Genomic DNA, 11,959 nt, shown 5'->3' on the forward strand with positions numbered 1-11,959 from the left:
ATAGGGGATGACCATGACCGAGTTCCTGACGAACCGCCGTTTGCTGCTGGCTGGCGCCGCCGCGCTTGCCGGCTCTTCCGCTCTCCCGAGGGTTGCCTTTGCCCAAGGCGCGCCGATCAGGATCGGCACTCTGACGCCGCTGACAGGGGCCGGCGGCCCCTATGGCCCGGTCATGGTCAAGGCGGTCAAGGCCGTCATCGACGAAGTCAACGCTGCCGGCGGCGTGCTCGGCCGCAAGGTCGAGCTGATCTCGGAAGACGACCAGACCAATCCTGAGGCGGGCGTTCGCGCCGCGCGCAAACTGATCGACGTCGATAAGGTGTCGGCGATCCTGGGCACCTGGGCCTCCTCGGTCACGACCGCTGTCGCCCCGCTTTGCTGGGAGTCGAAGACGTTCCTGTGCACCACCTCGGGTGCGGATTCGATCACGGCGCTGCCGCATCAGGGCTATCTGATCCGGACCCAGCCGACGACGACGCTGCAGGGCAAGAAGTTCGGCGAGTTCGCGATCGAGCAGAAGGCAAAGCGCGTCTTCTTCCTCTCGCCGCAGACCCCTTTCGCCAAGAGCCAGTTCGACAACATCACCCTGGCGGTGAAGGCCGCCGACGGTGAGACGGCGTCGTTAATCTATGACGACAAAAAGCCGGCCTACCGCACCGAGATCGATGAGGCGATGCGCTTCAAGCCCGACGCGATCGTCTTCGGCGGTTATACCCCCGACACCGCGGTGATGCTGAAGGATCTCTACCGGGCCGACTTCAAGGGCACGAAGATCGCCTTCGGCTATTCGGTCAACCAGAAGCTGGTCGAGAGCGTCCCCGCCGAGGTCGTCGACAAGACCTACATGATCTCGCCTTCGCCGGCGGAGGGCTCGAAAGCCTATGAGAAGCTGGTCAAGCTGATCGGCGTGACGTCGCCGGACCCCTACACCACCCAGATCTACGACCATATCAACCTCGTGCTGATGGCGATCGCGCTGGCGGGCGATTCCTCCGGAGAGGCGATCAAAAACAATCTCCGCAAGGTCAGTCAGGCGTCAGGCGGCGCCAAGATCGACAACGCCGTCGACGGCCTCAAGGCCATCGCCGCCAAGCAGGCGATCGACTATGACGGCGCCAGCGGCCCCTGCGACTTCACCGAGATCGGCGACATCACCGACTCCAAGTTCCGCTACGAGCAGGTCCAGGGCGGCAAGATCGCGCTGGTGAAGATCGCCTGATGCTGTTTGCAGTCCGCAACCGTCATTGCGAGCGCAGCGAAGCAATCCAGGAGGACGTAGAGCACGCCCCCTGGATTGCTTCGTCGCTGCGCTCCTTGCCATGACGACGGAGCACGTTGTCCCGTGACCCTCATCCTCCAGGCGCTCATCAACGGGCTGATGACCGGGGCGCTGATCGCCGTCCCGGCCATCGGCTTTTCGGCCATCTTCGCGGTGCTGCGCTATCCCAACTTCGCCATCGCCTCCTATGCCACGATCGGTGCTTTCGCCGCCTGGTGGGCGAACACGACGCTCGGGTTGCCCGTCATCCCCTCGCTCGCCCTTGCCTTTGCGGTAACGGGCGTGGTCGGCGTCCTCTCCGAGGAGACCGCGCTGAAGCGTCTGCGCGACAATGGCGCGCTGATCGTCGCCATCGCCTCGATCGCGCTCAATCTCGTGCTGGAGAACATCGTTCGTTTCATCTTCGGCAACGACATGAAGGGCTACGATCTGCCGCTCGCCCGCGACCTGCGCTTCGGCGAGTTGCGCATAGGCCCGCAGCAACTGCAGAGCCTGGCGCTCTCGGTGGCCATCATGGCGGCGATGTTCCTCTTTCTGCGCTACACCCGCTTCGGCAAGGCGATGCGCGCTGTCGCCGACAACCCCGACCTCGCCCGGCTCAAGGGCATCGACCCGGCCCGGATCGCGATCGTGACGGTCTTCCTCGGAGCCGGGCTTTCGGGCGTAGGCGGCGTGCTGATCGGGCTCGACACCTCGATCGATCCTCTGACCGGCTACCGCGTCCTGCTCTCGGTCTTTGCAGCCGCCGTGCTCGGGGGCCTGGGCTCGATCCCTGGCGCCGTCGTCGGTGCGCTCGCGCTCGGCATGGCCGAGGAACTGGCGCTGATCGTGGTTCCCGCGACCTACCGGACCGCCGTCGGCTTCGTGGCGATCCTTTTGATGCTCACCATCCGCCCCCGCGGCATTCTCGGCGAGAGGGCGTCCTGATGCTGTCCTATGTCGTCTTCACGCTCACGCTCTGCGGCATTTATGCGCTGCTCGCGCTCAGCCTCAACCTGATCTGGGGCGGGATCGGGCTGGTCAATCTCGGCCTCGCCGGCTTCTTTGCGGTCGGCGCCTATGCCTCGGCGCTGGCGACCGGGGCGGGCGCACCTGTCCTGATCGGCTGGGGGGCGGCGCTGGTCGTCGGTGCGGTCGTCGGGCTTGTCGTCACCTTCGCGACGCTGCGCCTTCGCGACGACTATCTCGCCATCGTCACGCTCGGCTTCGCCGAGGTCATCCGCCTTGTCGCCCTGAATGAGCGCTGGCTGACCAAGGGCTCGGACGGCATTTCCGGCATCAAGGCGCCGCTCAAGGCGGAGCTCGGCCTGCAAGGCTTCAGCTGGTTCTATCTCGGCCTCGTCACGCTGATCGTGCTCGCAATCTGGGCACTGCTGCGCCGGCTCGACCTGTCGCCTTACGGACGTGCTATGAAGGCGATCCGCGAGGACCAGCAACTCGCAGCCTTCGCCGGCAAGACGGTGCTGCGCTTCAAGCTCCAGGCCTTCGCGCTCTCGGCTGCCATCGCTGCCCTTTCGGGCGCGCTGTACGCCCATTTCCAGTCCTACGTCTCGCCCGACCATTTCCAGCCGCTGATCACGATCTACATCTTCCTTGCCGTTACGGCAGGCGGCGTCGGCCGGCCGGTTGGCGCGGTCTTCGGCGCCTACATCGTGGTGATCTTCCTGGAGGCGACGCGCTTTGCCACCGAATGGCTGCCCGGATTGCAGCCGGTCCAGCTTGCGGCCTTGCGCGAGATCATGATCGGGCTGGCGCTCATCCTCGTCCTGCATCTCAAGCCGCAGGGCATTTTGCCCGAGCGGATCCCGAAAGCGCCCCTTCCGTCCAATCCTTCCGCCTGAACCCCAAGAGCGACCATGTCAGACGATCTCGCAACCCTTTCGGCCCTGCTCAAGGAGCCGGGCCAGCCCGCGCCCGTGTTCGAGGCGTTCGACGCCATTACCAGGCGCCTCGTCGGCCATGAGCTGTTCACGCTGCTCTATGTCGACGGCTCGGAGGTTGCGCGCATCTACTCGAACCGCCCGGCCGAATATCCGGTCTCGGGCCGCAAGCCGATGGGCCCGACGCCCTGGGGCAAGCATGTGCTGGAGGGCAAGCAGTCCTATCTGGGCAAGGACAAGGCCGGCATCCGCTGGGCCTTCTTCGACCATGAACTGATCGAGAGCATGGGGCTGGGTTCGGTCATCAATGTCCCTGCGATCTATGACGGCAGGGTGGTCGGCACCATCAACCTGCTCGCGCCCGAGGGCCACTACCGCGAAGAGCATGTCGCGCCCGTCGAGCGCCTTGCGCCGATGCTGGTGCCGGGCTTTCTGGCGGCGCAAGCTGCGGCGAAGGCGACCTGACGACGCTTCAGGTTTTGTCCAGTGCCCGGATCACGCTGCCGAGCTCTGCCTCATCGACGAGATCGGCGGCGTCCTCGGGCCTGAACCACTGGCAGCGGCGCTCGCCGCGCTCGGCCCAGTCGGGCAGTTGCTGCTGGACCTCCAGCAGGTAGAGCGTCACCTCGCACAGCGCGAAGTGGTCCTCGAACCGCTTCCAGTAGCTGTAGCGCCCGGCCGGCTTCTTGCCGATCTTGCCGACGACCCCGGCCTCCTCGAACGCCTCGCGCGCCGCCGCGTCATGATCTTTCATGCCCTTCATCGGCCAGCCTTTCGGTACGATCCAGCGCTGCGTCGTGCGCGACGTCACCAACAGGATCTCGGTCCGACCGTCGGCCGTTTTCCGGATCGGCATGGCTGCGATCTGCGCGCGGGCATCTCCCGGCGCGCGCTTGGCTTTCTTCATCTTTGAGTGAGGTCTCCTCAAGGCCGCCATGCGGCACTGCATGTCGTCTAAATCGGGTCGCCCGTCGTCGCAGGGCAAACCGGCGACAAGCTTGCCGGCTATACGATGATTCGAGGATATTTTGCCTGCATAAATACAGGCTTTGCTGTGTCGTCGAAGCTGTCAATGGCGGTCGCCGAATACGACGGCTCACGAAACGCGGTCGCAGCTTGGGATGCTCAATCGGGGGCCGCTGTCACCGCCGCATATCCCTCGATCCTCGCGCGCAAAGCGGCCGGAATCGTGACGCCCTCTCGTGTGGTACGCTGGCGTGCTGCGATACGCCGGTCGCCCGGCAGCCGGGCGCCGTCCTGTTCGGAAATCGCGGCAAACAGCCGCTCGAGGCGCTCAGACGAGGCCGCGCCAGCAAGGCCGCCGGGCTCGACTGCAATGAAGAACTGCCCGGTCCGAGGCGAGCCGCCAGCGTTGTCGGCGAAGGACGAGGCGTCGATCGAGAGGTTCGCCCCGGTCAGCCAGGCCGCGAACAGCTCGACGATCAGCGCGAGACCCGCGCCCTTGTACCCGCCGGCCGGCAGCATCGTGCCGCCGTTGAGCGCGGCCTTCGGGTCGGTGGTCGGGTTGCCGTCGCGGTCGAGCGCCCAGCCGAGCGGAATCGGCTCGCCGCGCTGCTGATGCACCACGACCTCGCTCTTGGCGACGACGCTGGACGACTGGTCGATCACCAGCGGCGGCTTGCCGGATCGGGGCACGGCGAGCGCGATCGGATTCGTCCCGAAAACCGGCTTCGACCCGCCCATCGGTGCGATCGACGCCGGCGCATGGACGAAGCCGAGCGCCAGCAACCCTTGAGCCGCGATGCGCTCGACATGGTAGCCGACGACGCCGCAATTATAGGAATTGGTGATCGCCAACGCGGCGATTCCCTGCTTGCGCGCAGCTTCCGCCAGAGCCGGCAGGCCGAAATCGATCGCGGGATGCGCGAAGCCGTCGCGGGCATCGACCCGCACCAGGCCGGGTTTGGGGCTCTCCAGCATCGGCCTTGCCTTGCCGTCGATCTTGCCGATACGGGCGTGCTCGCAATAGGTCGGCAGCCTCGCAAGCCCATGGCTGTGGATGCCGTCGGCCTCGGCCGCGACGACCGATGCCGTCACCGGCGCCTCGTTGCGCGGATCGACGCCGCAGCCCAGCAGCGCCCGGCGCGTCAGGGTCTCGACCTCGGCGAGCGTAAGCCGCACGCCGTCCTTCGGGGCGGGAGCGCTCATGCCGCCGTCTCCGTCTTGGTTGGGTAGCCATGGAGCCTGCTCGCGGCGCCAGGCGTGATCATGCCGTCCGCAAGGTCCGCAGCGATGCGGGCCGGGTCGCGCGTCAGCGGATCGCCATATCCGCCGCCGCCCGAGGTCTCGATCGTGACGATGTCGCCGGCCTTCAGCGGAATGCCGGAAATCTTCGAGCGCAGCGCCGTCCGGGACCCGTCCGGATGTGTGATCGTCATGCTGCTCAGCGAGCCCGGCTTGCCGCCCTGGATGCCATGCGGCGGAAAACGGAAACGCTCGAAATGCGCCCCCAGCTTGCCCGCATCCGCGTCCAGTCGCCATTCGCGCACGAGACCGAGCCCGCCGCGAAATGCACCGGCGCCGCCCGAATCCGGGATCAACCCGTATTTTGTGAAGGTGACTGGATATTTGGCCTCGACCATCTCGATCGGCGCATTTGTGTTGTTGTGCAGGCCGCAGGAGAGCGCGCTCGCGCCGTCGCCGCCGGCATGGGCGCCCCAGCCGCCGACCTCGATGTCGAAATAGACCTGGCCCTTGCCCTGTCGCCCGAGGGTCTGCAGCGCGTAGACATAGGAGATGGCGTAATATGCGGCCGGGATGCGCTTCGGAGCGATCTGGGCCAACGCCCCGAACACCGCAATCGCGATGCGATGGTTGATGACCATACGGCCCGCCACCGGCGCAGGAAAGACGGCATCGACGACGCTGCCCGGAGGTAGGGTCACGCTGACCGGCCTGTAGCAGCCGGAATTCGCCGGGATATCGCCCCCGAGCGCGGCGAGCAGCGCGTAGTAGATCGCCGAACAGGTCATGGCGCGCGTGTTGTTGACCGGCCCGCTCACCTGCGGGCTCGACCCCGCGAAGTCCAGCGCGATGCTGTCGCCGCTTTTGACGATCCTGACCTCGAGCCGGATCGGCTCGTCGGACTGGCCGTCATCGTCCACGAGCTCGACGAAGGAGGCCTCGCCGTCCGGCAGCGCCGCGAGCGCGGAACGCATCATCGTCTCGGAGCCGTCGAGGATCGCGGCCATGGCGGCGGCGAGTGAGTCGGGGCCGTATTTGCGGGCCATGCGCGTGACGGCGCGCTCGCCGATGCCGAGCGCCGCGATCTGCGCGTTGAGGTCGCCGCGCGTCTCGTCGGGCTGGCGGATATTGTGCAGCAGCATCTCGAAAACGCCGGTGTTGAGTACGCCCTTGTCGACGAGCCGCAGCGGCGGGATACGGATGCCCTCCTGGAAAATCTCGGTCGCGGCGGCGTAGTAGCTGCCTGCCGCTGCGCCGCCGACATCGACATGATGGCAGAGGGTCCCGACGATGCCGACGCGGACGCCGTCCACGAAGACAGGCCGGAAGGTCTGGATGTCGGACAGATGCTGCCCGCCCGAATAGGGGTCGTTGGTGACGATGACGTCGCCGTCGTTCCACTGCTCCAGCGGGATGAAATCGTCGAGGATGCGGCGCAGGCAGTCCGACATCGAGTTGAGATGCACCGGAATGCGCGCCGATTGCGCGATGTTGTTGCCGCTCGCGTCGAAGACCGCGGTGGAATAGTCGAGAATCTCGCGTACCACCGTCGAGCGGCTGGTGCGCCAGATCGTGATGCTCATTTCCTCCGCCGCCGCGACAAGCGTGTTGCGGATGACTTCGAGCCTGACGGGATCGATCTTGGACATGGTGGTCATCCTCAATGGGTCGAGCGCCGGTCGGCGATCAGCGCGCCCGATTCATGGGCGAAGACGCACCAGCCGGCTGGGAGATAGACCGAGGTGTAGGCTTCCTCGACGATGACGGGCCCGGCGATGGGCTCGGGGCCGATCGCCTCGCGCTCCCAGACCGGTGTGGCGACGGCGCCATTGCGGCCATGGACGAGCCGGCTACCTGGCGGCTTCGCGGCCGCCGCCTCCGTCGCCGGCGCCAGACCGGGCTTGGCGAGGCCGCCGATCGCGGTCAGCCGCAGCGCAACGATCTCGACGGGTACGTGAGGCTCGTCATAGGAAAAGCGCTGGCGATGGACGGCATGGAAGGCCTCGGTCGCGCGAGCCACACCCTCGGGCGAGAAATCGACATCGTCGAGCGGCACGCGCAGGTCGAAGGCCTGTCCGGCATAGCGCAGGTCGACCGCCCAAGCGACGCGGCGCGCCTCTGTCGGCACACCGTCCTCGGCCAGCAGCCGGTCGGCCTCCGCCAGCAGCGCTGCGGTCCGCTCGGCAAGCTGCGGAGCGATCTCAGAGAACAGGCCGATCCGGGTGATGTTGAGGTCATGGGCGATATCCGACCAGAGGATGCCCCAGGCAGACAGCGTCGAGGCATGGGCCGGGAAGATCACGCGGCGGATGCCGAGCTCGTCGGCGACCTCGCAGGCATGCACGCCGCCGGCGCCGCCAAAGGAGAGCAGCCCGAAATCCTCCGGATCCATGCCCTTTTCGAACAGCGAGAGCCGTGTCGCGGTCGCGAGCGCCGAGTTCGCCACGTCGATGACACCGGCCGCGACCTGGTCGATCGAGAGGTCGAGCCTTGTCGCGATCGCCTGCGCCGCCTTGTGGGCCGCTTCCCTGTCGAGCGGCATGGCGCCGCCCATGAAGCTTGCCCCGTCGAGCCGGCCGAGCAGCAGGTTGGCGTCGGTGACGGTCAGAGCCGTGCCGCCCTTGCCGTAGCAGGCCGGGCCGGGATCGGCGCCGGCACTGTGAGGCCCGATGCGCAGGCGGTTGCCGTCGTCGACCCAGGCGATCGAACCGCCGCCGGCCCCGATCGTCCGCATCTCGATCATCGGCAGGCGCACGGGCAGCCCGTCGACCTCGCCTTCGTTGACCATGGCGATGGTGCCTTCATGCACCACCGAGACGTCGAAGGAGGTGCCGCCCATGTCGACCGCGACGAGATTGGGCTCGCCGAGTTCGCGCGACAGCCGCCGTGCCGCCGCCGCTCCGCCGCTCGGCCCCGAGAGCAGGAGCCGCGCCGGCTCGCGCCCGGCCTTGGCAAGGCCCGAGACGCCACCATTCGACTGCACCAGATAGACCTGCGTCTTGGGCGCCTCCTCTGCGATCACCTTCGCCAGGCGGTCGGTATAGGCCTGCACGATCGGCATCAGCAGTGCGTTCAGCGCCGTCGTCGACATGCGCTCATATTCGCGGATTTCCGGCGAGATCTCGCTGGCGAGCGAGATCGCCACGCCCGGCAGCATCTCGGCGAGGATCGCGCCGATCCGCTTTTCATGCGTCGCGTTGGCATAGCCGTGCAGCAGGCAGACGGCGACCGACTTCACCTCCGCCGCCGAGAGCTTCGCCGCGACCCGGCGAACCCCGTCCTCGTCGAGCGGCACGCTGATGCGTCCGTCGGCCCCGACGCGCTCGCTAACGCCGAAGCACAGCCGGCGCGGCACCAGCGGTGCCGGCTGCTCCAGCGTGATGGCGTAGACCTCCTTGCGACCATGCCGGCCGATCTGCATGACGTCCTCGAATCCGGCCGTGGTCACGATGGCGCCTGCCGGCAGCTTTCGCTCCAGCACCGCATTGGTGGCGATCGTCGTGCCGTGCAGCAGGTACTGCACCGCCTCCAGCGGAAAGCCGAAGCGCTCCGAGGCTTCCCTGATGCCGGCCAGCAGGCCGATCGAGGGGTCCTTCGGCGTGCTCGGCGTCTTGATCTGATGGATTGCGCCGGTGCCGGCATCGAGGATCTCGATGTCGGTAAAGGTGCCGCCGATATCGACGGCGATGCGGATATCCTGTTGCATCAGGCAAAGCTCCGGTGTTCCCGCTCGCGGGCGAGCGGGTCATGTCATGTGGGGAAAGGTGTCGGTTCGGCTAGTTCTGGAGCGGTCTGTTTCGTTGCCGCAATCGCATCTCGGGTCCGGGCGAAGTCATTTCACGAACGTCCGCGCCAGCCCCGCCGACCGGTCGACGACCAGCACGACGAGCAGAGTGAGGACGACGAGCAGCACCGAGAGCGCCGCCACCAGCGGGTCCGCCTGCTGCTCGACATGGTGATACATCGCCACCGGCAGGGTCGAGATGCGCGGTCCCGTCATGAACAGCGACAGTACGACCTCGTCGAACGAGACGAGGAAACACAGCGCCGTCGTGCCGATCAGGCCCGAGCGCATCATCGGCAGGGTGACGCGGCGGAAGATGGTGAGCGGCGGTGCGCTGAGCGTGGCAGCGGCCTCCTCGACGGCGATCGGCAGCGTCGCCAGCGCCGTCGAGAGCACGCGGATCGCATAGGGCAGGGTCACCACGAGATGGGCCGCGACCAGCCCCTGGAAGGTGGCGAGCAGGCCGTAGCGCGAGAACACGATCAGAATGGCGAGGCCGAGTACAATCGTCGGCAGCAGCAGCGGCGCGGTAAACAGCGCGGCCAGCGCCTCCGAGCCGCGCGGCTTCAGCCGGACCAGAGTATAGGCCGCCGGCAGCCCGATCAGAAGGCTCAAGGCGGTGACGACGACGGCGAGCAGCAGGCTCGTCCAGAACGCCGCCGTCATCTTGCCGCTGGCAAAAATCGCCGGATACCATTTCAGGCTCCAGCTCGTCGGCGGGAACATCATGTAGTTGTCGCCCGAGAACGAGATCGGCACGACGACGATCAGCGGTGCCAGCAGGAAGACGAACATCGCCAGCGCCAGCAGTTTCAGGGTCAGGGAGACGGGCCGTTCATCCATGATGCGCCTCCCTCAGATCACGGTGCGCATTGCGCGGCTGTAGAGCACGAGCGCGCCGCCGAAGATGACGAGGATCAGAATCGAGAGCGTCGCGGCCAGCGGCCAGTTCAAGGTCACGATCGCCTGGTCGTAGATTTCCGTCGCGAGCAGGAAGACCCGGCCGCCGCCGAGCAGTTTCGGCGTGATGAAGGACGACACCGCCAGCACGAAGCAGAGCAGGCAGCCGAGCGCGATGCCCGGCAGCGTCAGCGGCAGGATGATGCGCCAGAACACCTTGAAAGGCGTCGCACCCAGCGTCGAGGCTGCTTCCTCTACGCGCGGATCGAGCCGCCCGAAGCCCGCCAGCAGCGCCAGGATCATGTAGGGCATCAGGATCTCGGTCAGCCCGATGACGACGCCGGTCTTGTTGAACATCAGCCGGAGCCGGCCGGCCCCGATCGCGCCGAGCGCATTGTTGAGGAGTCCGTTCTCGGACAGGATCGCGATCCAGCCATAGGTCCGCACCACGGCCGAGGTCAGCAGCGGCGAGATCACCAGCACCAGCAGAATCGTCCGCCACGTCCCGCTCGAACGGTGCAGATAGAGCGCGATCGGATAGGAGCAGACCAGCGTCAACAGCGTGATGCCGAGGCTGACCGTGATGCTGTTGACGATCAGCTCGGCATAGAAGGTGTCGCTGAAGACCTTGAGCCAGGTCGCGAGACCATAGACCTCGCGCATCGCCCCGGTCGGCTCGACCTCGTAGAACGACATCCGGGCGAGGTTCAGCACCGGCACGAGGAAGCCGAACCCGTTGACCAGCGCGATCGGCGCCAGCAGCGCCGCGACGAGCATCAGCCCGGTCTTGCGCTCCGGCGGCACGGGCGCCGCGATGGCGGCAGCCGCGCTCATGCCGTCGCCCCGTAGACAAAGACGTCGCCGGCGCGCCAGGACAGTGTGACCGGCGCGCCCGGCGCCAGAACGGTCTCGCCGCCGCGCGTCGCGAGTTCGACCGAAACGATCTGGCCGGCGACCTCGACATCGTATTGCAGGATGTCGCCGGCAAAGATGCTGCGCGCCACGATGCCAGAGACGCGGTGGTCGCCAACGGAGCCTTCCCCTGCCGAAAGCATGACGCGATGCGGGCGGATCATCACCTCGACGGGGCCTGACAACCCAGCCGGCGCGGCGATCCGCGTCCCGGCGAACTCGGCCGCCCCGTCCTTGGCCGTGGCCTTCAGCCTGTTGCTCCGGCCGACGAAGCTGGCGACGAAGGCGCTGGCTGGGCGCTCGTAGAGGTCGACCGGCGTCCCGTGCTGTTCGAGCCGGCCCTGGTTCATCACCACGACCTTGTCGCACATCGTCAGCGCCTCGACCTGGTCGTGGGTCACGAAGATCGCGGTGATGCCGAGCCGCTTCTGGATGTCGCGAATCTCGTTGCGCATCTCGTCGCGCAGCTTCGCATCGAGATTGGAAAGCGGCTCGTCGAGCAGCAGGATCGAGGGCCGCACCACCAGCGCCCGCGCCAGTGCTACACGCTGCTGCTGGCCGCCCGACAATTGCCCCGGCCGGTGCTCTTCCTTGCCGGAAAGATGCACCAGCGCGATCGCCTCCTTCACCCGCCGTGCGATCTCGTCCCTGGCGACATTGCGCATCTCCAGCCCGAAGGCGACGTTCTTCGCCACGCTCATATGGGGGAACAGCGCATAGCTCTGGAAGACCAGCCCCATGTCGCGGCGATGCGTCGGGACCTCGGTCAGGTCCTGCCCGCCGACCACGATACGGCCAGACGTCGCCGGGACGAGGCCTGCGATCATCCTGAGCGAGGTCGTCTTGCCGCAGCCCGAGGGACCGAGGAAGGCAACGAGCTCGCCCTTGGGCACCTCGAGGTTGAAGCCGTCGACCGCCGTGAAGCTGCCATAGGTCTTGGTCAGGCCCCGCAGCGAGAGAAAGCCCTCGCTGGCGGCGGCATCAGGGCTGGCGGTCATG

At 66.9% G+C, this 11,959-nt stretch carries 11 protein-coding genes; 4 read left to right on the top strand and 7 right to left on the bottom strand.

Annotation, left to right across the window (positions count from 1 at the left end; all coding sequences use genetic code 11):
* Positions 1–13: 13 nt before the first annotated feature.
* The 4 genes from AXW83_RS22745 to AXW83_RS22760 all read left to right on the top strand — a co-directional run bounded on the left by AXW83_RS22745 (position 14) and on the right by AXW83_RS22760 (position 3,624).
* Complete coding sequence (locus AXW83_RS22745) at positions 14–1,219, top strand: ABC transporter substrate-binding protein (RefSeq protein WP_066621105.1); 1,206 nt, start codon at positions 14–16, stop codon at positions 1,217–1,219.
* Between the two features lie 123 nt (positions 1,220–1,342).
* Complete coding sequence (locus AXW83_RS22750) at positions 1,343–2,206, top strand: branched-chain amino acid ABC transporter permease (protein WP_236841744.1); 864 nt, start codon at positions 1,343–1,345, stop codon at positions 2,204–2,206.
* The gene (locus AXW83_RS22755; RefSeq protein ID WP_066617702.1) at positions 2,206–3,120 is read left to right on the top strand and encodes a branched-chain amino acid ABC transporter permease; all 915 of its coding nucleotides are present in this window, start codon (positions 2,206–2,208) and stop codon (positions 3,118–3,120) included. The genes AXW83_RS22750 and AXW83_RS22755 overlap by 1 nt, the downstream gene beginning before the upstream one ends.
* A gap of 15 nt (positions 3,121–3,135) precedes the next feature.
* On the top strand, positions 3,136–3,624 hold the full coding sequence (locus tag AXW83_RS22760) for a GAF domain-containing protein (protein ID WP_066617710.1): 489 nt from the start codon (positions 3,136–3,138) through the stop codon (positions 3,622–3,624).
* A gap of 7 nt (positions 3,625–3,631) precedes the next feature.
* Here the strand turns inward: AXW83_RS22760 and AXW83_RS22765 are convergent, their stop codons facing one another.
* The 7 genes from AXW83_RS22765 to AXW83_RS22795 all read right to left on the bottom strand — a co-directional run bounded on the left by AXW83_RS22765 (position 3,632) and on the right by AXW83_RS22795 (position 11,958).
* Positions 3,632–4,066 carry an NUDIX hydrolase gene (locus tag AXW83_RS22765; protein WP_066617713.1) on the bottom strand — a complete coding sequence of 145 codons (435 nt, stop codon included), beginning with the start codon at positions 4,064–4,066 and terminating at the stop codon, positions 3,632–3,634.
* A 218-nt stretch (positions 4,067–4,284) separates the two neighbouring features.
* A complete protein-coding gene (locus AXW83_RS22770; RefSeq protein ID WP_066617719.1) occupies positions 4,285–5,328 on the bottom strand; it encodes an Ldh family oxidoreductase in 1,044 nt (347 codons plus the stop codon).
* Complete coding sequence (locus AXW83_RS22775) at positions 5,325–7,013, bottom strand: hydantoinase B/oxoprolinase family protein (protein ID WP_168166144.1); 1,689 nt, start codon at positions 7,011–7,013, stop codon at positions 5,325–5,327. Before AXW83_RS22775 ends, AXW83_RS22770 begins: the two co-directional genes overlap by 4 nt.
* Before the next feature lie 11 nt (positions 7,014–7,024).
* Positions 7,025–9,070: a hydantoinase/oxoprolinase family protein gene (locus tag AXW83_RS22780; RefSeq protein WP_066617720.1), complete on the bottom strand. Its 2,046-nt coding sequence runs from the start codon at positions 9,068–9,070 to the stop codon at positions 7,025–7,027.
* Positions 9,071–9,196: 126 nt separating this feature from the next.
* Positions 9,197–9,991: an ABC transporter permease gene (locus tag AXW83_RS22785; protein ID WP_066617722.1), complete on the bottom strand. Its 795-nt coding sequence runs from the start codon at positions 9,989–9,991 to the stop codon at positions 9,197–9,199.
* Between the two features lie 12 nt (positions 9,992–10,003).
* Positions 10,004–10,882 (bottom strand): ABC transporter permease, encoded by an 879-nt coding sequence (locus tag AXW83_RS22790; protein WP_066617725.1) that lies wholly within the window; start codon positions 10,880–10,882, stop codon positions 10,004–10,006.
* Positions 10,879–11,958 (bottom strand): ABC transporter ATP-binding protein, encoded by a 1,080-nt coding sequence (locus AXW83_RS22795; protein ID WP_066617728.1) that lies wholly within the window; start codon positions 11,956–11,958, stop codon positions 10,879–10,881. Before AXW83_RS22795 ends, AXW83_RS22790 begins: the two co-directional genes overlap by 4 nt.
* Between the last annotated feature and the right edge of the window lies 1 nt (position 11,959).

The sequence above is a fragment of the Bosea sp. PAMC 26642 genome, from assembly GCF_001562255.1.
In the GTDB taxonomy this organism is placed as follows: domain Bacteria; phylum Pseudomonadota; class Alphaproteobacteria; order Rhizobiales; family Beijerinckiaceae; genus Allobosea.